The organism is Micromonospora sp. NPDC049274 (assembly GCF_040678875.1).
In the GTDB taxonomy this organism is placed as follows: domain Bacteria; phylum Actinomycetota; class Actinomycetes; order Mycobacteriales; family Micromonosporaceae; genus Micromonospora.
Window position 1 is genome coordinate 230598 of record NZ_JBFAQS010000007.1, and the last position, 25939, is coordinate 256536.

General features: G+C 71.3%; 24 protein-coding genes. 15 read left to right on the forward strand and 9 right to left on the reverse strand.

All coding sequences use genetic code 11. The features are described 5' to 3' along the window. Nucleotides 1-68 precede the first annotated feature (68 nt). Nucleotides 69-788: a tetratricopeptide repeat protein gene (locus AB0K10_RS16055; protein WP_363684025.1), complete on the forward strand. Its 720-nt coding sequence runs from the start codon at nucleotides 69-71 to the stop codon at nucleotides 786-788. A 105-nt stretch (nucleotides 789-893) separates the two neighbouring features. On the opposite strand, the gene AB0K10_RS16060 is transcribed toward AB0K10_RS16055, so the two are convergent. Genes AB0K10_RS16060 through AB0K10_RS16070 form a run of 3 tightly spaced genes read right to left on the reverse strand, consistent with a single transcriptional unit; the run spans nucleotide 894 to nucleotide 3705 of the window. Beyond that, a complete protein-coding gene (locus tag AB0K10_RS16060) occupies nucleotides 894-1601 on the reverse strand; it encodes an NADPH-dependent F420 reductase (protein WP_363684027.1) in 708 nt (235 codons plus the stop codon). A gap of 30 nt (nucleotides 1602-1631) precedes the next feature. After that, nucleotides 1632-2663 (reverse strand): LLM class flavin-dependent oxidoreductase, encoded by a 1032-nt coding sequence (locus AB0K10_RS16065; protein ID WP_363684029.1) that lies wholly within the window; start codon nucleotides 2661-2663, stop codon nucleotides 1632-1634. Further along, nucleotides 2656-3705 (reverse strand): LLM class flavin-dependent oxidoreductase, encoded by a 1050-nt coding sequence (locus AB0K10_RS16070; RefSeq protein WP_363684031.1) that lies wholly within the window; start codon nucleotides 3703-3705, stop codon nucleotides 2656-2658. The genes AB0K10_RS16065 and AB0K10_RS16070 overlap by 8 nt, the downstream gene beginning before the upstream one ends. Before the next feature lie 103 nt (nucleotides 3706-3808). On the opposite strand from AB0K10_RS16070, the gene AB0K10_RS16075 reads away from it, so the two are divergent. The 4 genes from AB0K10_RS16075 to AB0K10_RS16090 all read left to right on the forward strand — a co-directional run bounded on the left by AB0K10_RS16075 (nucleotide 3809) and on the right by AB0K10_RS16090 (nucleotide 9267). After that, a complete protein-coding gene (locus AB0K10_RS16075; protein WP_363684033.1) occupies nucleotides 3809-4300 on the forward strand; it encodes a MarR family transcriptional regulator in 492 nt (163 codons plus the stop codon). An 82-nt stretch (nucleotides 4301-4382) separates the two neighbouring features. Then, the gene (locus AB0K10_RS16080; RefSeq protein ID WP_363684035.1) at nucleotides 4383-5573 is read left to right on the forward strand and encodes an MFS transporter; all 1191 of its coding nucleotides are present in this window, start codon (nucleotides 4383-4385) and stop codon (nucleotides 5571-5573) included. A gap of 87 nt (nucleotides 5574-5660) precedes the next feature. Then, nucleotides 5661-5888, forward strand: coding sequence for a hypothetical protein (locus tag AB0K10_RS16085; protein WP_363684037.1), 228 nt, complete (start codon nucleotides 5661-5663; stop codon nucleotides 5886-5888). Between the two features lie 379 nt (nucleotides 5889-6267). After that, entirely contained in the window at nucleotides 6268-9267 is a 3000-nt protein-coding gene (locus AB0K10_RS16090; RefSeq protein ID WP_363684039.1) for a glycoside hydrolase family 95 protein, read from the forward strand. A gap of 78 nt (nucleotides 9268-9345) precedes the next feature. Here the strand turns inward: AB0K10_RS16090 and AB0K10_RS16095 are convergent, their stop codons facing one another. Beyond that, nucleotides 9346-9984, reverse strand: coding sequence for a helix-turn-helix domain-containing protein (locus AB0K10_RS16095; protein WP_363684041.1), 639 nt, complete (start codon nucleotides 9982-9984; stop codon nucleotides 9346-9348). A gap of 61 nt (nucleotides 9985-10045) precedes the next feature. Here AB0K10_RS16095 and AB0K10_RS16100 point away from each other — a divergent pair, with 61 nt between their 5' ends. After that, nucleotides 10046-10714: a class I SAM-dependent methyltransferase gene (locus AB0K10_RS16100; protein ID WP_363684043.1), complete on the forward strand. Its 669-nt coding sequence runs from the start codon at nucleotides 10046-10048 to the stop codon at nucleotides 10712-10714. Nucleotides 10715-10727: 13 nt separating this feature from the next. Here AB0K10_RS16100 and AB0K10_RS16105 read toward each other — a convergent pair whose 3' ends face one another. After that, complete coding sequence (locus AB0K10_RS16105) at nucleotides 10728-11390, reverse strand: response regulator transcription factor (protein ID WP_363684045.1); 663 nt, start codon at nucleotides 11388-11390, stop codon at nucleotides 10728-10730. After that, the gene (locus AB0K10_RS16110; RefSeq protein ID WP_363684047.1) at nucleotides 11387-12514 is read right to left on the reverse strand and encodes a sensor histidine kinase; all 1128 of its coding nucleotides are present in this window, start codon (nucleotides 12512-12514) and stop codon (nucleotides 11387-11389) included. Before AB0K10_RS16110 ends, AB0K10_RS16105 begins: the two co-directional genes overlap by 4 nt. A gap of 142 nt (nucleotides 12515-12656) precedes the next feature. Between AB0K10_RS16110 and AB0K10_RS16115 the strand changes: the two genes are divergently transcribed. The 4 genes from AB0K10_RS16115 (at nucleotide 12657) to AB0K10_RS16130 (ending at nucleotide 16351) form a co-directional block, all read left to right on the forward strand. Then, nucleotides 12657-13664, forward strand: coding sequence for a carboxymuconolactone decarboxylase family protein (locus AB0K10_RS16115; RefSeq protein ID WP_363684049.1), 1008 nt, complete (start codon nucleotides 12657-12659; stop codon nucleotides 13662-13664). Beyond that, nucleotides 13657-14109: a DUF6220 domain-containing protein gene (locus tag AB0K10_RS16120; RefSeq protein WP_363684051.1), complete on the forward strand. Its 453-nt coding sequence runs from the start codon at nucleotides 13657-13659 to the stop codon at nucleotides 14107-14109. Before AB0K10_RS16115 ends, AB0K10_RS16120 begins: the two co-directional genes overlap by 8 nt. Next, nucleotides 14106-15845, forward strand: a complete 1740-nt coding sequence (locus AB0K10_RS16125; RefSeq protein WP_363684053.1) for a multicopper oxidase family protein — start codon at nucleotides 14106-14108, stop codon at nucleotides 15843-15845. The genes AB0K10_RS16120 and AB0K10_RS16125 overlap by 4 nt, the downstream gene beginning before the upstream one ends. Before the next feature lie 86 nt (nucleotides 15846-15931). Beyond that, nucleotides 15932-16351, forward strand: a complete 420-nt coding sequence (locus AB0K10_RS16130) for a VOC family protein (protein ID WP_363684055.1) — start codon at nucleotides 15932-15934, stop codon at nucleotides 16349-16351. A 100-nt stretch (nucleotides 16352-16451) separates the two neighbouring features. On the opposite strand, the gene AB0K10_RS16135 is transcribed toward AB0K10_RS16130, so the two are convergent. Next, nucleotides 16452-17492 carry a glycoside hydrolase family 11 protein gene (locus tag AB0K10_RS16135; protein WP_363684057.1) on the reverse strand — a complete coding sequence of 347 codons (1041 nt, stop codon included), beginning with the start codon at nucleotides 17490-17492 and terminating at the stop codon, nucleotides 16452-16454. A 435-nt stretch (nucleotides 17493-17927) separates the two neighbouring features. Between AB0K10_RS16135 and AB0K10_RS16140 the strand changes: the two genes are divergently transcribed. Continuing rightward, complete coding sequence (locus AB0K10_RS16140) at nucleotides 17928-18356, forward strand: Fur family transcriptional regulator (RefSeq protein ID WP_363684058.1); 429 nt, start codon at nucleotides 17928-17930, stop codon at nucleotides 18354-18356. Between the two features lie 23 nt (nucleotides 18357-18379). Continuing rightward, nucleotides 18380-20656: a catalase/peroxidase HPI gene (gene katG, locus AB0K10_RS16145; protein WP_363684060.1), complete on the forward strand. Its 2277-nt coding sequence runs from the start codon at nucleotides 18380-18382 to the stop codon at nucleotides 20654-20656. 87 nt (nucleotides 20657-20743) lie between these two features. Here katG and AB0K10_RS16150 read toward each other — a convergent pair whose 3' ends face one another. Then, nucleotides 20744-21454, reverse strand: coding sequence for a DNA alkylation repair protein (locus tag AB0K10_RS16150; RefSeq protein ID WP_363684062.1), 711 nt, complete (start codon nucleotides 21452-21454; stop codon nucleotides 20744-20746). A 157-nt stretch (nucleotides 21455-21611) separates the two neighbouring features. On the opposite strand from AB0K10_RS16150, the gene AB0K10_RS16155 reads away from it, so the two are divergent. Next, nucleotides 21612-22226, forward strand: coding sequence for a dihydrofolate reductase family protein (locus AB0K10_RS16155; RefSeq protein ID WP_363684064.1), 615 nt, complete (start codon nucleotides 21612-21614; stop codon nucleotides 22224-22226). A gap of 146 nt (nucleotides 22227-22372) precedes the next feature. On the opposite strand, the gene AB0K10_RS16160 is transcribed toward AB0K10_RS16155, so the two are convergent. After that, complete coding sequence (locus AB0K10_RS16160; protein ID WP_363684066.1) at nucleotides 22373-23737, reverse strand: PHB depolymerase family esterase; 1365 nt, start codon at nucleotides 23735-23737, stop codon at nucleotides 22373-22375. 282 nt (nucleotides 23738-24019) lie between these two features. On the opposite strand from AB0K10_RS16160, the gene AB0K10_RS16165 reads away from it, so the two are divergent. After that, nucleotides 24020-25033, forward strand: coding sequence for a PaaX family transcriptional regulator C-terminal domain-containing protein (locus tag AB0K10_RS16165; protein WP_363684068.1), 1014 nt, complete (start codon nucleotides 24020-24022; stop codon nucleotides 25031-25033). Nucleotides 25034-25108: 75 nt separating this feature from the next. After that, nucleotides 25109-25927, forward strand: coding sequence for an SAM-dependent methyltransferase (locus AB0K10_RS16170; RefSeq protein WP_363684070.1), 819 nt, complete (start codon nucleotides 25109-25111; stop codon nucleotides 25925-25927). Nucleotides 25928-25939 lie beyond the last annotated feature (12 nt).

Consider the following 25939-nt stretch of genomic DNA (forward strand, 5'->3'; position numbering starts at 1 on the left):
GCAACCCGGGCCGCGGCGGGAACACCGCGCCGACGCGACCGGGCACGACGCACGAGAGGGCGCCATTCGTGAGCTTCAGTGACGACGTCCGTTCGGCCTTCCGGCGTGGTGAGACCGGCACGGTGGTGCGGATGAGCACCGCCGAGATCGAGCGGGCCCGGGCGGTCGGCGATGCGGCGGGCGAGGTGGAGGCCCGGTACAGCCTGGCCCGGGTGGCGATTCGTGGCGGTGACCTGCCGCTCGGTGAGACGCGGGCCCGGGAGGCACTCGACGTCGCGGTGCGCTCCGGTGATCGCGCCTTAGAGGAACGGCCGCGGCACGTGTTGGCCGCGGTGGCGCGGATGGCCGGCGACCTGGCGCGGGCGCGGGACCTGTACCGGGAGAGCATCGCGCTGAACGAGGCTCTGGGCCAGCCGGAGATCGTCAACTCGGAGACGCACAACCTGGCCTTCTGCGAGCTGGGTCTCGGCAACCTCGCCGAGGCGAGGAGGTTGTTCGGGGTCAGCCGTGCCCGCGTGTTCCTCCAGGGGTGGGACGATTTCGTGCCGTACGTCTGTGTGGCCGGCGCGGCCCTGGCCTCGGCAGAGGGTGATCACGCGCGGGCGGCGCGCATGGTCGGCCTCGCCGACGCGACGTTCGCGGCGCTCGGTCAGGTGCCGGACCCGGACGACGCGGCCGACCTCGCCGCCGTGCGGGACGCCGCGATCGAGGCGCTCGGCCCGGACGGTTTCACCGCCGAGCACGAGCGGGGCCACCGTCTCGATCCCCGTACCGCTTTCGACGACTGAGACATCCGGGCCCGGGCCGCGGCTGCGGGTGCGGGTGCTTCACTACCCGTGGGCCAGCGCCCTTCGCCGCAACCCCGGCCCCGCCGTGAATGGGGAGTTACTCGTCTAGCCGTTCGCGCCGGCTCGCGCGGTGGCGACGGCTCGGCCCCGCTCCGATGCGGGAAAGCGGTCGAGCATCGCGCGCACCTCGTCGGCGCTCACGTTCGCGCCGAACAATTCGCTGCCCGGTTCGAGTCGTACCCCCTCGGCCAGGGGTCCGGCGACGACCGGGTCGAAGCCGAGGGCGTCCACCAGGGACGCGACCGGGGCGAGGTCCGTCTCGTCGTCACCGGCGATCGCGATGGCCTTGCGGCCGGCCGCGCCGGGCGGCCGCGCCTCGTCCTCGAGGTCGTGGTAACCCATGTGGTTGAACGCCTTGACGACCCGCGAGCCGGACAGGAACGCCTGGACGATCTCGCTGGACGAGGTGCGCGGGTCGGTCAGGTCGTCGCGGATGCCGTCCACCTCCCACCAGTAGTTCATCGCGTCGACGACCAGCTTGCCGCGCAGCGCCTCGGCGGGGAGCGCCCGGTACTTGCCCAGCGGGAGGGCGAGGATGACGATGTCGGCCTCGGCCACGGCGTCCGTGGCGGTGGTCGCCACCGCCCCGGGCGTGAGCACCTCGATGGTCAGCGCGATCTTCGCCGGGTCACCCGAGCCGGCGACGAACACCCGGTAGCCGGCGGCGAGCGCGAGCCGGGCGAGTACGGTGCCCACCTTGCCGGCGCCGAGGATGGCGAGGGTCCGGGGTGGGTCGGTGGCGCTGTCGAACATGTCGTCCTTTCCAGGGTGGCGGCCGGCGGGTCAGCCGGCCAGGATGTCGCGGACCATGGGGATCACCCGGGAGCCGTACAGCTCCACGGCGCGCATGCGGGCGCTCACCGGCTGCGCGCCGGCGGTGTAGATGAGGTCGAACCGACCGACGCCCAGGCTGCGGATGGCCTTTGCCATCCGGCGGGCCACCGTCTCCGGCGAGCCGATGTAGAGCGAGCCGTGCTCGACCTCGGAGTCGAACTCCGTACGGCGGATCGGTGGCCAGCCCCGCAGCGCGCCGATCCGGTCCCGCATGACCCGGTAGTGCGGCCAGAACAGCTCCTTGGCCTCCTCGTCGGTGTCGGCGACGAAGCCGGGCGAGTGCATCCCGACCGGGTGCGCGGTGGTGCCGAGCTGGTCGGCCGCCCGGCGGTAGAGGTCGATGTAGGGCGCGAAACGCTCGGGAGCGCCGCCGATGATGGCGAGCATGAGCGGCAGGCCGTACCGGGCGGTGCGCACCACCGACTGTGGTGAGCCGCCCACGCCCACCCAGGTGGTGAGGTGCCCCGACTCCGTCTTTGGGAAGACGTCGGCGTCCTTGAGCGGCGCGCGGGTGGTGCCGCTCCAGGTGACCGGCTGCTCGTCGAGCAGCTTCGCGAACAGCTCGATCCGCTCCTCGAACAGCACGTCGTAGTCGGCCAGGTCGTAGCCGAACAGGGGGAAGGACTCGGTGAACGAGCCCCGGCCGAGGATGACCTCGGCCCGGCCGTGTGACAGGGCGTCGACGGTGGCGAAACGCTGGAACACCCGGATCGGATCGTCCGAGCTCAGCACCGTCACACCGGAGGACAGTCGGATCCGCGAGGTACGAGTGGCGATGCCCGCCAGCACCGTCTCCGGCGTCGACACCGAGTACTCCGGACGGTGGTGCTCGCCGAGGGCGATGACGTCGACGCCGAGGTCGTCGGCCAGCACCGCCTCGTCGACGACCTGCCGGATCGCGGCGGCGTGCGACACGGGCCTGCCGGAGTCGTCCTCCGGTACGTCACCGAAGGTGTCGAGGCCGAACACGAGATCAGACATTGGTGGGCTCCTTCGCCAACAGCTCCCGGACCCGCGGCGCGACCTCGCTGCCCAGCAGCTCGATGGTGCGCGCCCGTGCCTCGCGAGGCAGGTGCATGATGTCGTACTTCAGGTCGAACCGACTCAACCGCAGGTCACGGGCCATCGTGGCGATCTTGCGGGCGACCGTCTCCGGTGAGCCCACGAAAAGTGCCCCATGGTCGATCTCGGCCTCGTAGCGCGCGCGGTCCGGTTTGTAGAAGCCGCGCTCCTCGGCGAGCCGCGCCACGGTCGGTTGCCAGTACCGCCACCAGGTCTCCACCGCCTCCTCGTCGGTGTCCGCGACGAGGCCGAGCGAGTGCTGACCGACCGGTTGCGCCGGCTGCCCGAACTGTTCGAGCGCCTGGTGGTAGAGGTCGACGTGGCCGGCGAACCGCTGGGGACGCCCCCCGATGATCGCGAGCATGAGGGGAAGCCCGTGACGGGCGGCGCGGACCACCGAGTTGGGGCTCCCGCCGACGCCGATCCAGGTCGGAATTCCACCCGGTCGCATCCGTGGATGCAGTCGCTGGGCGACCAGGGGACTGCGCACCGTCCCGGACCAGGTGACCGTCTCCTCGCGCTGGAGCCGTAGGAAGAGGTCCAGCTTCTCCTCGAACAACCGCTCGTAGTCCGCCAGGTCGTAGCCGAACAGCGGGAACGACTCGGTGGCCGATGCCCGACCGAGGACCAGTTGGGCGCGGCCGTCGCTCACCGCGTCGAGGGTGGCGAACTCGTGGTAGAGCCGCACCGGATCGTTCGTGCTGAGCACCGTGACCGAGGTGCCGAGGCGGATCCGCTCGGTCGCCGTCGCGATCGCCGCGAGCAGGACGGGTGTGGCCGAGTCGTTGTGGCCCTCCCGGTAGTGCTCACCCAGGCTGAACACGTCGAGCCCGACCGACTCCGCGAGCCGGGCCTCGTCCACGAGCAATCTTACGGTCTCGGCGTCGCTCAGGGTCCGGTCGCCGTCGGTGGCCACCTCGCCGAACGAGTTGAGCCCCAGTTCGAAGCCTTCCGCCGTCATGTCTCCTCCTCGGCGATCCTCGCCGCCAACCACTGGGAAGCTCGGTTGACGTGTCAATCATGCTAACCTGCTGATTGACGCGTCAATTCCCCGGGAGATCCGCATGGCGAGCGCCACACCCGAGCGGCGGAGGGGCCGCCAGCTGCCGACCGCGGAGGAGCTGCGGATCTGGCGGGACTTCGTCGAGACGACGGAGGTGCTCACCTCCCGGGTCGCCGCACGCCTCCAGCTCGACTCTTCCCTCTCGTCGGGGGACTACGCCGTCCTGCTCGCACTCACCGAGGCGCCGGACCAGCGGATGCGCTCGTCCGCTCTGGCCGCACACATCGGCTGGGAACGGAGTCGGCTCTCGCACCACCTGGGGCGGATGGAACGGCGCGGGCTCATTCGTCGCGAGGAGTGCGCGACAGTGCCCCGTGGGGCGGAGGTGCACCTCACGCCGAGCGGGGCGGAGGCGTTCGCGCAGGCGACCTACCCGCACCTGCGCGCCATCCGCGAGCTGTTCGTCGACGCTCTTGCACCGGATCAGCTCCGCGCGGCCGGCGACATCGCGGCGGCGCTGCGCGAGCACCTCGGACCGCGTCCCGAGGAGTAGGCCGGGTCGGCATGCGACGCGGCACAGCGGGTACGCGGCTGCGGCCCCACACCCAGTGCCGCGCAGCCGGAGGAGCACCGACATGTCGATCGCGGGGCGGCCACGACTGCCACCGACCGTCTCCCTCGTGCTGCTCGCGTCGATCCTGGTGTCGTTCCTGGCCGCGTCGGCGGCGCCGACCCCGCTCTACGGGATCTACCAGGAGCGCTGGCACTTCTCGCCGGTCACGACGACCCTGGTGTTCGCGGTCTACGCGCTCGCGGTGCTGGCCTCGCTGCTCATCTTCGGCAGGTTGTCCGACCATGTCGGCAGGCGTCCGGTCCTGGCAGTCGCGATCGCCGTGCAGATCCTCTCGCTGGTCGTCTTCGTCCTCGCCAACGGCGTCCCCGCGCTGTTGGCCGCCCGCCTCGTGCAGGGGCTCGCGGCCGGGGCCGCCACGGGCGCCGTCGGCGCCGCCATGCTCGACATCGACCGTGCGCGCGGCACCCTGGCGAACTCGATCGCCCCCGGTCTCGGCACCGGCAGCGGCGCGCTGCTCTCGGCGCTGCTCATCCGATACCTGCCCGCGCCGACGAGGCTGGTGTACGTCGTCCTCATCGTGATCCTGCTGATCCAGGCCGTCGGGGTCACCCTGATGCCGGAGACGGTCACGCCGATGGCGGGCGCCCGACAGAGCCTGCGGCCGGAGGTCAGGCTGCCCCGCTCGGTACGCGGGCCGGTGCTGGTAGTCGTTCCGGTGCTGTTCGCGGTCTGGGCGCTGGCCGGTTTCTTCGGAGCGCTCGGCCCGGCGCTCGTGCGCAGCCTCATGGACACGTCGATCGTGGTCGCCGGTCTGGTCCTCTTCGTCTTCGCACTCTTCGGGTCGGTCGCCGTTCTGGTGCTGCGCAACACGGCGGCACGGACCGTGATCCTGACCGGGATCGTCGCCCTCATCCTGGGCATGGTCGTCACGGTCGTGTCGGTGATGGCCCAGTCCGTGCCCGGATTCTTCGTCGGCCTCGCGCTCGGCGGGGTCGGTTTCGGTGGGGGATTCCAGGGCAGCCTCAAGACGATCATGCCGCTGGTCGAGGCGCACGAACGCGCGAGCGTGCTGTCGCTGCTCTACGTCGTCTGCTACGTCGGCTTCGGCCTTCCCACCGTGATCGCCGGCTTCCTCGTGGTTTACGCCGGTGGCCTGCCGAGGACCGCCGACGAGTACTCCGTCGCCGTCATCCTCCTCGCCCTCGTCGCCCTGTTCGGGGTGCGCAGGGCGACGAGGGCGGCACCCCGCTGAAGCCGGAAACGCCGCACCCGGCGCCCGAGCGGCACGTAGCGTGGTGATCGCCGATGGCAAGTGCCGCACCCGATCCAGGAGGCCACGATGAGCCCGAAGGCTGGGCAGGGCGACGCGAGCGCCACGCCGCGTGTCGACAGCGTCGAGGGCGTGACGTCGTTCGCGTCCGCGAGCGACCTGGCGAGCGCGCTGCGCCGCGCGGCCGCCGCCCACGGCCAGCACGAGGAGCGCACCGGTGAGCGGGACGACAACTGGCCCGACTGGTACGCGACGTACCTGGTGAGCGAGCAGTCGGGGGCGACGCCACCCGAGTGAACGCGTCGACGGTCGCCTGATCGCCCCCGAGGCCGACGTGGTGGCACCCGCCTCGACTGTCGTGAGAATTCATCAGATGTATTGACGCCGTGCCGGTGGCGCTGCCTCCCTGCGCTCAGGTCGAGGCTGTGCCCGGAGTGGCCGGCACCCCTCATTCGTCTCCGCCAAGAGGCGTCCCCGCCGCCGGTGATCCTCCCGGCGATCGACCGTTGCCTATTGCGTGACACCGGAGTAATCTTCCCGAAACACATCGGACGTTTGGTCGTCTGAGGGTCTGCCAACGGCCTGCGCAGCGAGGTCGTACCACCGCGCGGATCCACCATCGGGGGTCGTCGTTGTCGCGCTTGGGTGGCCGGATCGGTCACCGTTTGGAGGATCGATGTCAGACCTGACCCGGCGGCAGGCCCTCAAGATCGGCGCAGCCGGTGCGGGTGGCGCCATGCTGCCCCTGCCCTGGACGGCGACCGCCCGAGCCGACTCGGTCGCGCCGCCGCAGGTGCTGGCCGCCGGTGACCTCGCCCTCTGGTACGACGAGGGCGCCGGCACCGACTGGCTGCGGGCCCTGCCGATCGGCAACGGCCGGCTCGGCGCCATGGTGTTCGGCAACGCCGACACGGAACGGCTTCAGCTCAACGAGGACACCGTGTGGGCCGGCGGTCCACACGACCCCAGTAACACCCGAGGCGCGGCGGCGCTGACCGAGATCCGGCGGCTGGTAAACGCAAACCAGTGGACGCAGGCCCAGGACCTCATCAACCAGACCATGATGGGCAACCCCGGCGGGCAACTGGCCTACCAGACCGTCGGCAACCTCCGGCTCGCCTTCGGATCCGCCAGCGGCGCGTCCCAGCACAACCGGACGCTCGACCTCACCACCGCCACGACCACCACGTCGTACGTCCTCAACGGGATCCGATACCAGCGCGAGGTCTTCGCCAGCGCGCCGGACCAGGTCATCGCGATGCGACTGACCGCCGACCGCAGCAACTCGATCAGCTTCACCGCCACCTTCGACAGCCCGCAGCGCACGACCGTGTCCAGCCCGGACGGTGCCACGATCGGCCTCGACGGTGTTTCCGGCAGCATGGAGGGTGTCACCGGGCAGGTCCGCTTCCTCGCGTTGGCCAACGCCACCGTCAGCGGGGGCACCGTGTCCAGCTCCGGCGGGACCCTGCGGGTCACCAACGCGACAAGCGTGACGGTGCTCGTCTCGATCGGCTCCAGCTACGTCAACTACCGCAACGTCGGCGGCGACTACGGGGGCATCGCCCGACAGCGTCTCAGCGTCGCCCGGGCCAGCAGCTACGACCAACTGCGCAGCCGGCACGTGGCCGACTACCAGGCGTTGTTCGGTCGGGTCACCCTCGACCTGGGCCGCACCTCGGCGGCCGACCAGACGACTGACGTCCGGATCGCGCAGCACAACAGCGTCAACGACCCGCAGTTCTCCGCGCTGCTGTTCCAGTTCGGCCGGTACCTGCTGATCTCGTCGTCGCGGCCCGGCACCCAGCCGGCGAACCTGCAGGGCATCTGGAACGACTCGCTGGCCCCCTCCTGGGACTCGAAGTACACGATCAACGCCAACCTGCCGATGAACTACTGGCCGGCCAACACGACCAACCTGGCCGAGTGCCACAACCCGGTCTTCGACCTGGTCAGAGACCTCGCCGTCACCGGGACGCGGACCGCCCAGGTGCAGTACGGGGCCGCCAGTGGCTGGGTCACCCACCACAACACCGACGCGTGGCGGGCCACCGCGGTGGTGGACGGCGCGTTCTGGGGCATGTGGCAGACCGGCGGCGCCTGGCTGTCCACGCTGATCTGGGACCACTACCTGTTCAACGGCGACATCGAGTTCCTGCGGACGAACTACCCGGCCATGAAGGGCGCGGCGCAGTTCTTCCTGAACACCCTGGTGACCGAGCCGACCCTCGGCTACCTGGTGACCAACCCGTCGAACTCGCCGGAGCTGAGCCACCACGCGAACGCCAGCGTGTGCGCCGGCCCCACGATGGACAGTCAGATCCTGCGGGACCTCTTCGACGCGTGTGCCCGGGCCAGCGAGATCCTCGACGTGGACAGCACCTTCCGGGCCCAGGTCCGGGCCACCAGGGACCGCCTCGCACCCATGAAGATCGGCTCGCGCGGCAACATCATGGAGTGGCTCTACGACTGGGTGGAGACCGAGCCCAACCACCGGCACATCTCCCATCTGTACGGGCTCGCTCCCAGCAACCAGATCACCAAGCGCGGCACGCCGCAGCTGTTCGAGGCCGCCCGCCGGACGCTGGCGCTGCGCGGCGACGACGGCACCGGCTGGTCGCTGGCCTGGAAAATCAACTTCTGGGCGCGGATGGAGGAGGGTAAGCGGGCCCACGACCTGATCCGCTACCTCGCCACCACCGCCCGGCTCGCGCCCAACATGTTCGACCTGCACCCGCCCTTCCAGATCGACGGCAACTTCGGCGCCACCGCCGGCATCGCCGAGATGCTGCTGCAGAGCCACATCGGGGAGCTGCACATCCTGCCCGCGCTGCCGCCGGCCTGGCCGAGCGGGCGGGTGACAGGCCTGCGGGGTCGCGGTGGGCACACGGTCGGCATCACCTGGGCGAGCGGTCAGGCGACCGAGGTGCTCGTCCGACCGGACCGCGCGGGCACCGTCCGCCTGCGGGCCCGGATCCTCACCGGCACCGTCACCGTCGTCGACACCGCCGACGGCACCTCGCCCCGGGTCACCCGGATCGAGTCCGACCTCATCGAGGTCGCCGTGCAGGCCGGACGCACCTACCGGGTCACCAGCACGGGCGTCGCCACGCCGACGTTGGAGCAGAGCTTCACCAACGCGGGCATCACCAACGACAGCAACACAAACGTCGGCAACTTCGACGGCAACGGGGCCAGTCTCTCCGCGCAGGCCCTCGCGCAGGCCGGCGCCAGCCCGGGCAGCACGGTGAGCCGCAACGGGGTGACCTTCCGCTGGCCCAACGTCAGCCCCGGCACGGCCGACAACGCCATCGCCTCGGGACAGACCATCGGCATCAGCGGCACCGGCAGCACCCTCGGCTTCCTACTGACCGGCACGTACGGCGCCGTGTCGGGCACCGGCACGGTGGTCTACGCGGACGGTACCCGCCAGACGTTCACGCTGAGCACGCCCGACTGGTACGGCGGCCCGGCGTCCGGTGCGACCGCCGCCATCGTCTCCGCGTACCAGAACCGGCCCAACAACGGGCGCCAGGCCACGGCGGCCTGCGTCTACTACGTGGGTGTCACGTTGCAGAGCAAGGCGGTGACCCAGGTCGTGCTGCCCAACATCAGCGCACGAGCCGCGGCCAACGTGCCGACGATGCACGTCTTCGCCATCGCGATCGGGGGCTGACGGCGACGGATCCCGCTCGGGGAGCGCGACCGGGCCCGCCCACGGGACGGGCCCGGTCGCGGCTCTCGGCCTGTCCGCTCAGCCAGGGTCGGCGCAGAGTTGGAAGGTCAAGGCGGTGCGAGCCCATTCTTCCCAGGTGTCCGGTGACCAGTCGCGGTCGCGGACGAAGATCAGGTAGAGCTGCGGGCTGAGCAGGCCGAACAGCAGGTCCGCCGCCATCTCGACGGACAGGCCGGGACGGGTGTCGGGCTTGCCGACCAGGGCTTCGGCCGCTGCGTACTGCACCGTGTAACGCGGGTCGGGGCCGTCGGGCCACTGTGCGGCGATCTCAGGGTCGGTGGCCGCGGCAGCCGCGATCAGCGGCATGATCGGGGCGACCCGGCCCAGGATCTCGCGGGTGCCGTGGACGTGCGCGCGCAATTGCCCGGCTGCGGTGGGTTCGGCGCACGCGGCGCGGAACCACTCACGTTCCATTGTGGCGATCGGCTCAGTGTCGCCGGCGATGGACGTGTCGACGACGTCCTTGAACAGCGTGCGCTTGTTGCGGAAGACGAAGTAGACCGTCTGGACGGCCACGCCCGCCCGGTCCGCGACCTCCTGCAGGCTCGTCGCCCCGTAACCCTGCGCGACGAACAGCTCGCGAGCCGCCTCGACGACCTTCTCACGGGTGCGGCGTGAGCGCTCGGCTCGCTTGTCCGGCCGCTTGACGGTGTCCATGTCGCGAGTCTAACTTTAGAGCGTACAACTAGAGTTGAACTCTATATTCTTGGAGGACGTCATGGGCCAGCCCAACGCCACCCAGAAGCCAGAACCGGACCCGGCCTCGGCGCAGCGACACCCGGAGGAGGAGGCCGTCCGCCGTGCGCTGGAGGGCTACTACCGCACCGGCAAGCCGCCGTGGGACACCGGCGTGACGCCACCCGAGCTGGTCGACCTGGTGGAGGGGCCCGAGGCGTTGCCGCCCGGCCGCGCCCTCGAACTCGGCTGCGGCACAGGGACCAACGCCACCTACCTGGCACGGCACGGCTGGGAGGTGGCGGCCGTCGACCTGATCGACCGCGCCGTCGACCAAGCCAGGGAGAAGGCCGCGGCGGCGGGAGTGACGGTGCGGGTGCTGCACGGAGACGCCACCCGCCTCGACGAGCTGGACGTGCCGGGCCCCTTCGACCTGTTCTTCGACCTGAGCTGCTACTGCGGGGTGCCGCTACACCGCCGCGACGCCTACGCCGCCGGGCTCACCCACCGCGCCGCTCCCGGAGCGCTGTTGCTGATGTTCGGCTATGGCCCCGAGCCGCTCGGCAATCCGACCCATGAAATCACGTCGTGGGCGGCAGGCGTCACAGCCGACGAGCTCCGCGTCAGGTTCCCCGGCTGGGAACTGCTCGACGTCACACCGGGCACGAACTCCGTGCCGACCTTCTGGTTCACGCTGCGCCGCGACGCCTAGCCCGCGTTGGCGATCATCGACGGCGCGGCGCGACAAGTCCCGACTCGTACGCCCACACGACGAGCTGGGCCCGGTCACGGCAGTGCAGCTTCGTCATCGCCCGGTTCACGTGCGTCTTGGCGGTCAACGGACTGATCACCATCCGCAGGGCGATCTCGTCGTTGGTCAGCCCTCGGGCGACCAGCTCGACGATCTCCTGTTCGCGGGCGGTCAGCACGTCACGGCCCGCCGCCGGTACGGCCGGCGGTGGGCCGGCCACGAACTCGCTGATCAGCGTACGGGTGACGGCCGGCGCGAGCAGCGCGTCGCCGCGTGCCACGACGGCGACGGCCTGCAACAGGTCGGCGGGGTCGGCGTCCTTGAGGAGGAAACCGCTCGCGCCCGCTCGGAGTGCGGCGAAGACGTACGAGTCGAGCCCGTAGTTCGTGAGGATGAGGATCCGGATCGTGGCGAGGTCGGGGTCCGTGGCGATGCGCCGGGTCGCTTCGATGCCGTCGAGGCCCGGCATCTGCACGTCCATCAGCACGACGTCGGGGCGCAGGCGTCGCGCGAGGTGCACGGCCGACGCGCCGTCGGTGGCCTCGCCGACGACCTCCAGGTCGTCCTCGGCCTCCAGCAGCGCCCGGAACCCGGCTCGCATCAGCGCCTGGTCGTCGGCGAGCAGAACCCGGATCATGCCGGCTCGTTCAGGGGGAACGTGGCCCGCACCCCGAACCCGTGGTCGTCGCGGGCGGCGGCGTGCAGGGTGCCGCCCAGTCCGGTGACTCGTTCCCGCATACCGCGCAGTCCCACTCCCGGTATCTGCGGCAGCGCCGGCGACGCCTGCCCGTCGTCGGTGACCGCGACGGTCAACCCGGCCGGGGCGTACTCGACGTGGACGTGCGCGCTCGCGGGGCCGGCATGGCGGGCCACGTTCGTCAACGCCTCCTGGATGACCCGGTAGCCGGCCTGGTCGACCTCGTCGGGCAGGTGCCGGGGCCGGCCGGTGACGGTGACCTGGACCGGCACGCCGACAGCTCGGGTCCGCTCGGCGAGCTCGTCCACCCGGGCCAGCCCGACGCGGTCGTCGTCGGGTGCGCGCAGGACGTCGAGGGTGGTGCGTAGTTCCCGCATCGCCGCGCTGCTGGCCTCCTGGATCGCCAGCAGCGTGGCCGACGGTTCGTCGCCGTGCTTGCGGGCCAGGTGCACGGCGATCCCGGCCTGCACCTTGATCACCGAGATGCTGTGGGTCAGGGAGTCGTGCAGGTCGCGGGCGATACGCAGACGTTCCTCCCCGGCTCGCCGCAACGCCATCTCCTCCCGGGTGCGTTCGGCCTCGATGGCCCGCTGTTCGACCTGCTCCAGGTACGCCCGGCGTTGCCGACCGACCAGCCCGGCGACGTTGGCCGCCACGAACCAGCCCAGCAACAGGGCCGTCCGCTCGACGATCAGCTGGTTGGGCCGGTCGACCGCCGCCACCGAGACGTCGCGGGCCAGGAAGCCACCGAGGAAGGCGAGGCTGGCCACGGCGGCGGCCGCTCGGCGACCCCGCCAGGCGGCGACGTAGACCACGCCGAGGACGGGAAAGGCGGCGGACACCCCGGAGTGCACCCGGATGTGCAGGGCCAGCATGGTGGCGGTCACCACGCCCAGCGCGACCACCGGGTACCGCCGGCACACCGCGAGGGCCGTGGCCATGGCGAGGACGAGGGCGACGTCGAGGGGCTCGACGGGCGCGGCGTCCGGCGCGAGCGCGGCGTTGCCGAGCAGGAGGCCGCCGAGGGCGAGGCCACTGAGGGCGTACGGCAGGTCGCGGCGCATGGTCGCACTGTAGAACGGCAGTCGTTCGTGGAGCATCCCGCGCGCGCGGTAGATCAGACGTACCACGGGCGTGGTATCGCGCCGGGGCAAGTGTCTGCGGCGGCACGACGTTTTGCCAGCCCGCCACGACAAGCATCGAGCCATGACATACCGCTTCTTCACCCCCGTCCCCCCGAAGGCGGCCACCGGGCGCACCGCGGAGGTCTACCAGCAGTCGCGGGACGACTTCCTCGGGCCGCTGCCCACCTTCCAGGTGCTCTCGGCCGTGCCGGAGGTGCTGGCCGCGACCTGGTCGCTGCTGCGCGAGGCCCTGCTTGCCGGGGACGCGTCCCGGGTCGAGCGTGAACTCGTCGCGGCGACCGTGTCCCGGGCCAACCGCTGCCAGTTCTGCGTCGACGCGCACGTGTTGCTGCTGCACGCCCTGGGCGAGCACGGGCTGGCCGAGGTCATCGCCCGGGGCGGGACACCAACCGACCCGAGGCACGCCGAACTCGCCCGCTGGGCCCAGGCGAGCCGCAGCCCGCGCGCCGCCGACTGGAGCAGCGCGTACGGCCCGGAGGTCACCGGCACCCTGCTCGCCTTCCATTTCATCAATCGGATCGTCTCGGCTCTGCTCGACCCCGACCTGCTCCCCGGCGGCCTGCAACGCTCCCCGCTGGTGCGTTCGGTCGGGGGCCGGCTGTACGCCAGGGCTGCCCGGGAGCGCAAGGAACCCGGACGTAGCCTCCCGCTCCTGGACGCCGATTCGACGCCGCCGCCGGCCTGGGCGGGGAACAGCCCGGTCGGTGTCGCCTACGCGTCGTTGCGAGCCGCCGCCACCCGGGGCGAGGACCTGCTGGGCGACGTGGCCCGCCAGACCGTGACGGCCACCGTGCGCTGGGAGGACGGGCGGTTTCCGGCCCGGCCCGCGGACTGGGCCGTCGACCTGGTCCGGGACGTGCCCGGCAGGGACCGCATCGGAACCCGGATCGCGTTGCTGGCGGCGTTCGCGCCCAGCGCGATAAGCGTGGGGGACGTCGCCCTCTGGCGACTGTCGCACCCCGCCGACGCCGACCTCGTCGCCCTGGTCGCCTACGGGGCGATCACGGCCACCGACCACGTCGCCCAGACCCTGGCCTCGGCGCACCTCAGGGGAGGTCACCATGCGTAAAGCATTCGTCGTCAGCGCCGCCCTGCTGCTCGTCGCGTTCGCCCTCCAGTTCGTCTTCGCCGCCGTCGGCGGGTTCACGAAGCCCTCAGGCGACGGCGCGTACGCCCTGCACAGCGTCAACGGCATGGCCGTCATCCCCGTCCTCACCCTGCTCACCGCCCTGTTCGCCGCGCTGGCGAGGGCGCCCGGCCGACTCGTCGGACTGGCGGTCCTGCCGCTCGGCCTCGTCGTCGTGCAGGCGCTGCTCGCCATGCTCGCCACCGCCTCCACCGACGCCGCGGGCGTCAGCACCGCGTTCGGCCTGACCCTCGGTGGCTTGCACGCGCTCAACGGCATCATCGCGGTGCACGTCGTGGTCGGCGTCCTGCGAGCCGCGCGCAGGCTGGGCGGTCCGGTGCCGGTGGGCGACACCCGCGAGGCCGTCCGGGAGGGGGAGCCGGCATGACCACCGGCTCGCTGCTCGTGGCGGACCTGGTGCTCGCGGTCCTCGCCGCCGGCGGATGGCTGGGCGGCGGCGCGGCGGCGGCCGCCGGGCGTCGTCCGCTCGCACGCGGGCTGGCCGCCGTCGCGCTGCTCGCCACGGTCGGCCGCGCGATAACTGTGGTCGCGCTCACCCGCGCCGGCTGGTGGTTCGCCGCGGAGAAGGTCCTCATCGCCGCGCCTCTGTCGCTCGCGGCGGTGGCCGTCGCCGGGCCGCGGCTGCTGCGGGCCGCGGGCGACATCCGGTCCGTCGCGCTCCCGCTCCTCTTCGCCGGGTACGCCGTGAGCGGCGCCCTGCTCGTGACGATCCTGCACGGCTATCCGGCGTCGGCGTCGGTGGGGCTGCTCGCGGTCGCCGGGGTCGGCACGGCGACGGCTGTCACGTGGCGCTTCCTCGACGCGCGCCCGTCCCGGACGGCGTCTCGGGCGGCGGTCGCGGTGACAGTCGCGGCGCTGTTGGCCGGAACCGGGCTGGCCGTCGCCCCGGGCGCCGCGCCCGCCGTACCGCATGATCATGGCTATCCGCAGGTCCGGACCTCCGACGAACCGACCCGGCGGTTCACCCTGACGGCCGGGACCGCCACGGTGCGCGTGGACGGCCGCGACGTCGCGGCGTGGGCGTTCAACGCGCAGGTACCCGGGCCGGAGCTGACCGCGACCGTCGGCGACGTCGTCGAGGTGACGTTGCGCAACCGGGACATCGGACGGGGCGTCACCCTGCACTGGCACGGGTACGACGTGCCGAACAGCCAGGACGGCGTACCCGGGGTGACGCAGGCGGCGGTGCTGCCGGGCCAGGAGTTCGTCTACCGGTTCCGTGCCGACCAGGCCGGGACGTACTGGTACCACACCCACGCGGTGTCCGACGTCGGTGTGCGGATGGGCCTCTACGGCGTCCTGGTGGTGCGCCCGGGGCCGCCGACCGGCGTCGACGTCACCGTGCCGGTGCACACCCTGGCGGGTGGTCCGCTGCCCGCGGCGAGAAGGGAGCGGGTCGAGGCCGGCGTGCCGGTACGGCTGCGCCTGATCAACACCGACAACACGACGCACCGCTACGCCCTGGCCGGGACCGCCTTCCAGGTCGCCGCGATCGACGGTTTCGATCTGCGGGGTCCGACGCCGCTCGCGGACACCGCCGTGCTGATCCCGGCCGGGGGCCGCTACGACCTGACGTTCAACGCGCCGGCCACGCCGGTGGCCCTGTTGGTCGACGGACGGATGGTCTACGCCACCGGGGAGGTGCCGACGGCGACCGGCGGGTGGCCCGTCCTGGACCCGCTCACCTACGGCGCGCCGGCGCCGCCGCCGTGGACCCGGTTCGACAGGGAGTTCACCCTCGTCCTCGATCGTGGCCTCGACCTGCACGGACTGCTTCCGCGCTACGCCCACACGGTGAACGGCGCGGCCGACCCGGACATCCCGCCGCAGGTCGTGCGCCGAGGCGACGTCGTCCGGTTCACTATCGTCAACCGGTCGCAGACCGTGCACCCGTGGCACCTGCACGGCCACCACGTCCTCGTGCTGTCCCGGACGCGGAGGGCGGCGGTCGGTAGTCCGTTGTGGCTGGACTCGTTCGACGTCCGGCCGGGAGAGGTGTGGGAGGTGGCGTTCCGGGCCGACAACCCGGGGATGTGGGCCAACCACTGCCACAACCTGGGGCACGCCGACGCCGGGATGACGCTGCACCTGATGTACTCGTGATGTCCCGCGCCGTCCCCGGTTTCGGCCCGGCCCGGGCGGGAACCCGTCGCGCCCGTGCAGCAGAGGCAGGCGACGAAGAGGTGGCTATGACCCTGGTCAACCCGGCTCCCGACTATTTCCGGCCCGAGGACGGCATGTTCCTGGCGACGCTGCTCATCGTCCGTGACATCGATCGGTCGCGGGAGTACTACGAGCGGGTGTTCGGGGCGACGTGCGTCCACGACGCCAACCCGTTGATCATGAGGTTCTTCAACAGCTACATCATCATCAACGTCGAGGGCGGCCCGACGGACGACAAGCCCACCGTCCAGGCCAAGGCCCCGGATGACTCCAACACCCTGAGCTGCGCGATGAATATCCGGGTCCGGGACATCCGCACGCTCTACAGCGAGTGGAAGGCGCGCGGCGCGGACTTCCTCACCGAGCCGAAGGACCACGGCACGGAGATCCGTTGCTACCTGCGCGACCCCGACGGCTATCTGGTGGAGGTCGGGCAGGGCCTGTAGCGCCGGCGGAGTCGTACCGCGAGCCGGATTGGGCCGGCACGGCACCCGGCCCCGCCGCGAGGCGGCGGGGCCGGGTGTCGGTGCGCGGGGTCGGTCGGGATCAGCCGGTGGTGCAGCTGATCGTCGGCCAGTTCCAGTTGCCGTTGGCCATGACGGTTATCCCGAAGTTGTTGCCGTTGCCGTTCGGCCGAGCGGTGACGGTGCCGCTGGTGCCGCTGACGGAGGCGTTCCAACTGTTCTGAATGCTCTGGCCGCCGCCGAGGCCGAGGCTGACGACCCAGTTGTTGGTGCCGCTGACCGCGACGTTGAGGTTGAAGCGGTCGCCCCACTGCTGACCGGCGGAGATCGTCGCGTTGCAGTTGCCGGTCCCGGGGTTGCCGGTGGTGGGCCCGGAGGTGGGCCCGGAGGTCGGGTTGCCACCGCTGCCCTCGCGGACGGTGACGTCGGAGCTGCCGCTGCTCTGGTAGCCCTCGGTCGCCATGATCTGGTAGGCGTGGTTGGTGCCGAGGTTCAGGCCGGCACGGGCCCAGGCGTCGAAGTGGTTGGCGGTGGTGATGGTGCCACTCGAACGCTTCTGCTGGCGGACGCTCCAGTACTGGTAGAACGTCTGGTTGCCGTCGATCGACGGGGCGTTGACCCGCTGGCTGCGCAGGATGTCGTAGGTGCCGCCGTCAGTGGTCACCGTGCCCATCCGCTGGGCGCCGTTGCTCGGGTTGTAGCTGCCGAAGTTCTCCACCACGTAGTACTCGATGAGCGGGTTGCGCGTCCATCCGTACAGGGCGAGGTAGGTGTTGTTGTTGCCCGGGTTGTAGGTGGCCGAGTAGCTGACCGTCCGGCGTGAGCCGGTGGCCCAGCCCTTGCCGCCGACCCAGTTGTTGGTGCTGCGGTCCCAGCTGCTGGAGTACCGGCCGTCGGCGCGCAGCGTCATGCTGGCGTTGCCGCCGTCCTTCCAGAAGGAGAAGTAGTAGCCGTTGTGGGTGCCGGTCAGGCTCGAGGTGAGCGTCCGATCGGCCTCGGCGTACGCGTTTGTCGCCGTCACCGTGCCGGCGACGGCGAGGACGGCGGCGCACGCGGCGCCCAGGAGCAACCGGATGCGGCCGCGCCTCCCTGGCCTGGTGGGGGTGTGGCTGGTGTCGGTCATGTGGGTGGTTCCTCCTCGTAACGGCCACGGCGTCGTGCCGCGTGGTGGTGGTTGGCCGGTCGTCCTGCACGACGACCGGAGGAGTGGGCCGTGGTGGCGGGTGGTGACGCCGATTGAGCGTCATCGATGGCGACCGTATTAACCCGGTCGTCGACTTGTCAACAATTTCCGGAAACACCGTGGCAACATCGCCCTCGCCCTCCGTCCGTACCGGGGGCGTGTCGAGCCAGGTCAGTAGTCACTCAGCTTTCCGTATCGTCATACCAATGCCCGCGCTCGCGGTCGCGCCCAAACGATGCGTGACCGAAATTTCCGAGGACTTTTCGGGGGGCGGTGGCTGCGGAGAGCGGGCCGGGGAGGGGTGCGCCGCCACCCCGGCGCGCCGGATCGAATGAAACTTGATTCGTTCCAGAAAAGTGAGCTAGTGTTCGTCGGGTGATGTCCGACTTCGAGGCGCAGCTGCGAGCCGCCTCGCTGCGCGTGACCCGGCCCCGACTGGCGGTGCTCGCGGCCCTGCGCGATCACCCCCACGTCGGCACCGACGCGGTGATCGCGTTGGTGCGGGCCGAACATCCCAGGGTTTCCCACCAGGCGGTGTACGACGTGCTGCGGGTGCTCACCGACGCCGGTCTGGTCCGCCGCATCCAGCCTGCCGGCGCCACCGCCCGCTACGAGTCCCGGGTCGCGGACAACCACCACCATGTCGTGTGCCGCTCCTGCGGCGCCATCGCCGACGTCGAGTGCGCCGTCGGTCACGCCCCCTGTCTCACCGCCTCGAACGACCACGGGTTCGTGGTCGACGAGGCGGAGGTCGTCTACTGGGGCACCTGCCCCGGTTGCGCGGCCGCCAGCACCTCCCAGTGATCCGCCAGTTCGGAAGGAAGTACATGAGCGACACCCAGGACAACGGTCCCACCAGCGCGCAGGGCGTGGACCAGAAGGCCGCGGCCGGCTGCCCGGTCGCGCACGACTCGGTGACCGCGCACGGCAGCGAGAGCGAGAACCCGGCGATCGACTCGCCGACCCCGAAGACCGGCGGTCGTCCGCGCACCAACCGGGACTGGTGGCCCAACCAGCTCGACCTCTCGGTGTTGCACGCCCACTCGTCGAAGGGCAACCCGCTGGGTGCGGACTTCAGCTACGCCAAGGAGTTCGCCAAGCTCGACGTCGAGGCCCTCAAGCGGGACATCACCGAGACCCTCACCACCTCGCAGGACTGGTGGCCGGCCGACTTCGGCCACTACGGCGGCCTGATGATCCGGATGAGCTGGCACGCCGCCGGCACGTACCGCATCGAGGACGGCCGCGGTGGCGCCGGCGACGGCGGTCAGCGGTTCGCCCCGCTCAACAGCTGGCCGGACAACGCCAACCTGGACAAGGCCCGTCGGCTGCTGTGGCCGGTCAAGCAGAAGTACGGCCAGCAGATCTCCTGGGCCGACCTGCTCGTGCTCGCCGGCAACGTGGCCCTGGAGTCGATGGGCTTCAAGACCTTCGGCTTCGGCTTCGGCCGCGAGGACGTGTGGGAGCCCGAGGAGATCTTCTGGGGCCCGGAGGACACCTGGCTCGGCGACGAGCGGTACGCCTCCGAGAAGGAGATGGCGGCCGGCGTCGGCTCGACCGAGATGGGTCTGATCTACGTCAACCCGGAGGGTCCGCGCGGTAACGCCGACCCGGCGGCGGCGGCGCACTTCATCCGCGAGACCTTCGGCCGGATGGCGATGAACGACGAGGAGACCGTCGCCCTCATCGCCGGTGGTCACACCTTCGGCAAGACCCACGGCGCCGCCGTGGCCGACAACCACGTGGGCCCGGAGCCCGAGGGCGCCCCGATCGAGGCGCAGGGCCTGGGCTGGCTGAGCACCCACGGCAGCGGCAAGGGCGGCGACACGATCACCAGCGGTCTCGAGGTGACGTGGACCGACGTGCCGACGCGGTGGAGCAACCGCTTCTTCGAGATCCTGTTCGGCTACGAGTGGGAGCTGACCACCAGCCCGGGCGGGGCGAAGCAGTGGGTCGCCAAGGACGCCGACGCGATCATCCCGGACCCGTTCGACCCGGCGAAGAAGCACCGGCCGACGATGCTCACGACCGACCTGTCGCTGCGCGTCGACCCGGCGTACGAGAAGATCTCCCGCCGCTTCCTGGAGAACCCCGACCAGTTCGCGCTGGCCTTCGCCAAGGCGTGGTACAAGCTGCTGCACCGCGACATGGGCCCGATCGAGCGCTTCCTCGGGCCGTGGGTGGCCGAGCCGCAGCTCTGGCAGGACCCGGTGCCGGCCGTCGACCACGAGCTGGTGGGTGACGCCGACATCGCCGCGCTCAAGTCGACGATCCTGAACTCCGGCATCCCGACCGACCAGCTGGTCTCCACCGCCTGGGCGTCCGCCGCGAGCTTCCGGCACACCGACAAGCGCGGTGGCGCCAACGGCGCCCGGATCCGCCTGGAGCCGCAGCGCAACTGGGAGGTCAACCAGCCCGATCAGCTCGCGTCGGTGCTGAGCACCCTGGAGGGCATCCAGCAGGAGTTCAACGCCGCCGGTGGTGCGAAGATCTCGCTCGCCGACCTGATCGTGCTGGCCGGCTCGGCCGCGGTCGAGAAGGCGGCGCGCGACGCGGGTGTCGAGGTGACCGTGCCGTTCCGGCCGGGCCGCACCGACGCCACCCAGGAGCAGACCGACGTCGAGTCCTTCCGGGTCCTCGAGCCGCGCGCGGACGGTTTCCGCAACTACCTGCGCGCCGGCGAGAAGACCCAGCCGGAGGTGCTGCTCGTCGACCGTGCGTACATGCTGAACCTGACCGCGCCCGAGATGACAGTGCTCATCGGCGGTCTGCGGTCGCTCGGGGCCAACACCGGCGGCAGCCGGCACGGCGTCCTCACCGACCGGCCCGGTGTGCTCACCAACGACTTCTTCGCCAACCTGCTCTCCCCGGGCACCCGGTGGAGCGCGTCGAAGTCCGAGGAGCACGTGTACGAGATCCGGGACCTGGGCACCGACGAGGTGAAGTGGACCGCCACCGCGGTCGACCTCATCTTCGGCTCCAACTCCCAGCTGCGCGCCCTCGCCGAGGTCTACGCCAGCCAGGACGCGCGCGACAAGTTCGTGCACGACTTCGTCGCGGCCTGGACGAAGGTCATGGAGCTCGACCGGTTCGACATCGCCTGATCCTGCGCACACCGACGAGCCCCGGCCGATCCGTTCGTGATCGACCGGGGCTCGTCCGCGCTCTGCCGCCGAGGACCCGAAGCCCGTTCAGGCCAGCCCGGCCAGGTACTCCCTGCGTCGCTGCGGCTCGAACTTCTCGATCGCGTACCGCAGCATGACGCGCGGCATGGCCCGGTGATGCCGGGCCAGGAACTCCTCCTCGGCCGCGCGGTCGCGGTTGCCCACCTCGCGCAGCATCCAGCCGACTGCCTTGCGGACCAGGTCGTGCGGGTCGTGCAGGAGCCGTTCGGCGAGGCGGAACGTCCAGTCGAAGTCACCGACCCGGATGAAGGCGAAGGTCGCCATGATGGCGATGCGCCGATCCCACACCAGGTCCGACGAGGCCAGGCGATCCAGGACGCTGCGGTCCCTGTCGATCAGCCACGGCCCGAGGATGTACGGGGCGGACGAGTCCACCAGGTCCCAGTTGTTGACGTGGTCGGTGTGGTCGAGGAGGAGGCGGACGACGCGGCCCCGTTCCTCCTGGTCGCCCCGGGCGAACTTGCGCACCAGGATGAACAGCGACGTCAGCCGCTCCTCGTGGACGCCGCTGGTCAACAGCTCGGCCGTGCCGGCGAGGGAGAGGTCGCGCCAGTACCGGGCAGCCACCCGGCGCTGGTCCGGCACGGTGACGCCGATCGCCCGGTCGCCCTCGCCGTAGCCACCGGGGACCAGCTGGAGGAACCGGCTCGATCCGGCCGCGCGGACCGGGTCGGCGAGGCTCGCGAGGTCGTGTCGGACGTCGGCGGGCGTGGCCACGTCTGTGCAACCTACCGGGTACGTCCGACGGTTCCGCCGTGTTCGGTGGCGTTCCGTCGGCGGCGCGCGGTTCGAGAGGCCGGTGAGTGTCGGGCGAGTTTGGGATGCTGTGGCCGTCTGTCTGCCGACAGCACCTGACGTGAAGGAGCACACCGCGATGGCGAAGGTCATCTCCACGCTGTTCATCTCGGCCGACGGCGTGGCCGAGATCGATCCCGACTGGCACTTCCCGTACTTCGACGACAACATGGGCCGCGCCGTCACCGAGGACTACGACACCTCCGACGTGCTGCTCATCGGCCGGGTGACCTACGACAGCTTCGCCGGCGCCTGGCCCGGCCGGGAGGCGGCGGGTGGCGAGGACGCCGGGTTCGCCAAGCAGCTCGGTGACGTACGCAAGGTGGTCGTCTCCCGCCAGCCGCTGGAGTTCTCCTGGCGCAACTCGGAGATCATCGACGGCGACCTCCCGGCGGCCGTCGCCGCGCTCAAGGCCGACGCCGGGATCAAGGGGATCCTCATCCCCGGGTCGATCTCCGTGGTGCAGCAGCTCCTGGCCGCCGGGCTCGTCGACGAGCTGCGCCTGCTGGTACACCCGGTGGCGGCGCGTAAGGGCCGCCGGCTGTTCGACGAGGGCGACACGGCGTACCACCTGCGGGTGACGGCGACCGAGGCGTTCCCGACGGGCGTGCTCCGCGTGATCTACGCGCCGACCGACGCGCCCGGGGCGGCCGGCTACGACGACGTCACGGAGCAGGTGCCCGCGGGCAGCTAGGGCACCCCTCCGCCGCCCGGCGACGGCGTGCGTCCCGCGCTAAGGGACGCACGCCTCGGGCGGAGCCGGCCTCGTCGCCGCCGCGAAACGAGGCCGGCTCGATCTGGCCCGGCCGATGGGACGGGTGCTGTCCCGGCCGGTCGTGGTCAGGCGATAGTGCAGGCCGACCCGTTGAGGGTGAACGAAGCCGGCCGGGCGGTGTCGCCGGTGTGTGTGGCCTGGAAGCCGATGCTCACCGATCCGTTCGGCCCGATGCCGGCGTTGTAGGCGACGTTCCTGGCCGTCACCTGCCCGGACGCGGGGGAGTAGGAGGCGTTCCAGCCCGAGGTGATGCTCTGCCCACCCGGCAGGGTGAAGACGAGCGACCAGCCGTTGACGGCACTGGACCCGGTGTTGGTGATGGTGAGGTTCTCGGTCAGGCCGGTGTTCCAGGCGTTGAGGCTGACGACCACCCGGCACGCGCCGGACCCCGGCGGCGGCGTGGGCGGTGTGGGCGTAGTGGTCGGGCTGGGCGTCGTGGTCGGGCTGGGCGTCGCCGTCGGTGTGGGTGTCGCCGTCGGGCTGGAGGTCGCGGGCGGCGCGGTCAGGCCGAAGAAGGCGATGGCGGCGGCGGCCATGCCGCCGGCGGGCAGGCTGTGCCCGGCGCCCTGGATGCTGTACGCCTCGACCTGGACGGTCCCGTTGGCGTCGGCGTACCGCCGCCGGTTCCAGTTGGTCTGCGGGGTGTCGGTGGAGGTGGGTGTCTGGCTGAGCCCGAACACGTTGGTCCACTGCTCGATCGTCTCCTGCAGCAGCGAGTACGGCACGAGGGTGTCGCTCGTGCCGTGCCACAACTGCACGCGCGGGCGGGGGCCGGAGTAGCCGGGGTAGGCCTGACGGACCGCGTCACCCCACTGCTGCGGGGTCCGGTTCATGTTCCCGCCGGTGCACTGGCTGCTGGTGGGTGGGTAGTCGGCCGCGTTGGCGAAGCAGTTGTAGGGGACCCCCATGAACGCCGCGCCGGCCTTGAACACGTCGGGGTAGAGGGCCAGCATGTGGTTGGTCATCATGCCGCCGGACGAGCTGCCGGTGGCGTACACCCGGTCGGGGTCGGCGCCGTACTGCTGTTGGGCGTAGCGGACCATCGAGACGATCGACACCGGGTCGCTGCCGCCGCCACGGCGCTTGGCGGCATCCGACCAGGTGTCGAAGCAGTTGCCGAATCCGGCCTGCTGGGTAGCGCTCGGGTAGATCACGATGAACCCGTACCGGTCGGCCTGGGCGGCGAACTCGCTGCCGGAGTAGAAGCCGGGGCCCGAGCCTCCGCAGCCGTGCATGGCCACCACGATCGCGGGCCTGGTCGGGCGGGTGTCGGGCACGTAGACGTGCATCCGCATCCGGCCCGGGTTGTCGCCGAAGGCGGTCACCTCGGTGAGCGACGCGGCGTACGCGGGCTGGAGCGTGGGTGCCACCAGGCCGACCGCCGCGAGCGACGTGACCAGGCCGAGCAGCAGTTTCCTTCGGATCTTCACGGGACGACTCCTTCGATCACCTGTGCGGGGGTTACGTGTGGTCGCGCGGCGCTCACGGGTGCGCCCGACTGCCCGTGGTGATCGCGCTTCGCCCACTACGTGTGCGTGCCCTGTTCCCGGCTCCGTACGGCGTCGCGTAGCAGATAGTGTTCCTCGCGGTCGTCGAAGTGTCAATCGACGTACCTCAATTGACTGCCTGGTCGTGACCGCCGCGGCGCGCCCGGCGGCCCGGCGGTCCGTCTACAGTCGGTGGACCGTCCCTGAGCCGAGCCGGGAGCGCCCGTGGCAAGCCCCTTCACCATCGAGGAGATCTATCCCGACGACGGGGACGAGGCGCCGCGGCTACCCCGACGACAGGCCGGCAGTTCGCCGCAGGATCTCGCGGTGACCCTGCTGGCCGACTACACCCTGCGCCACCGCGCGCGGATCCCGTCCGCCGCCCTCGTCGCGCTGCTCGCCGAGTCCGGGGTGAGCACCGCCGGCGCGCGGGCCGCGATCAGCCGCCTGGCCCGTCGCGGTGTGCTGGAGGGCAGCCGGGAGGGGCGGCGCAGCTCCTACCGGATCAGCCGCGCCGCCGCCGCGAACCTGTCCAGCGGAGGCAGCTGGATCCTGGCCGCGACGACCGAGGTGTCGGAGTGGGACGGCTGCTGGACGATCGTCGCCTTCTCGCTGCCCCAGGATCGCAGCACCCAGCGGCGGGCCCTGCGTGGTCAACTCCGCTGGCTCGGGTACGCGCCGCTGTACGACGGGTTGTGGATCTCGCCCTACGACCTGAGCGCGCAGGGCAGGGCGCAGCTCGCCCGGTTCACCCTCGGCGCCGTCACGGTGTTTCGCGGGCCGCAGGCCGCGCTCGATGTGATCGGCCAGCGCGCTCCGATCGACGCCTGGGACGTCGCGGCAATCGGTCGGCACTACGAGGAGTTCCTGCGCCGGTGGACGCCCCTGGTGCCGAAGCTGCGATCCGGGGGCGTCGACGGCGCGGCGGCGGTGCGGGCGCGTACCGAGGTGATGGACACCTTCCGGCGGTTTCCCACCCTCGACCCTCGGTTGCCGCTGGACCTGCTGCCGGCCGGATGGCTCCGACAGCCGGCCCGGGAGCTGTTCGAGGCCGTCTACGACGGCCTCGCCGAACCCGCCGCGCGCCACGTCCGGTCCGTCGTCGAGCGGTTCGCCGACGGCACGCAGCCCGGCATCCAGGCGCACACCACCGCCGACCTCCTCGCCGGCGTACGCGATGCGGAACCGGCTCCGGAGCCGGGCGGCGCGTCGCCGACGGTCGAGAGCTGCGCGACCTGAACGGGGGACGTCGGGGTCTGCCCACCGGCGGCGAGGTGTGTACCTTGTGGAGGACGCGCAGCGCTGGGAGGCCGGATGACGTTACATGATGCGAACCCCTCGGCGGCTGACCGGATCGACGCCTCCGTCGCGCACCCGGCCCGCAGGTACAACTACCTCTTGGGTGGCAAGGACAACTTCGCCGCCGACCGGGAGTCCGGCGACGCGCTCGCGGCCGCGATGCCCACCATCCGGCTCTCCGCCGTGGAGAACCGGATGTTCCTGCAACGCGCGGTGCGCTTCCTGGCGCAGCAGGGTGTCCGGCAGTTCCTGGACATCGGGACCGGCATCCCGACCGCCGACAACACCCACGAGGTCGCCCAGGCCATCGACCCGTCGGCACGGGTGGTCTACGTCGACAACGACCCGATCGTCCTGGCCCACGCCCGCGCGCTGTTGTCCAGCACCCCCGAGGGGCGGACGACCTACCTCGACGCGGACCTGCGGGCGCCGGACACGATCCTCGCCCATCCCGATCTGCGCACGACACTGGACCTGACCCAGCCCGTCGCGCTGATGCTGGTTGCCATCCTGCACTTCATCCGCGACGACGAGGACCCCAGGGGCATCCTCGATCGGCTCATCGCGGCGCTGCCGCCCGGCAGCTATGTGGTCGCCTCGCACGTGACCTGGGAATACCTGCCGCCCGCTGTCACCGCCCAGCTCGAAGCCAACAACCGCGACGGCCGGTTCCAGGCCCGGAGCACCGAGCAGTTCGCGGCGCTCCTCGACGGGTTGGAGCTCGTCGAGCCCGGCATCGTGTCGGTGGCGCGATGGCACGCCGACGACGCGCCGCAGCCGCGACCGTCCGTGCAGGACGTGTCGTTCAACGCCGCCGTCGCCCGGGTCCGGTGACGACGACCGCCA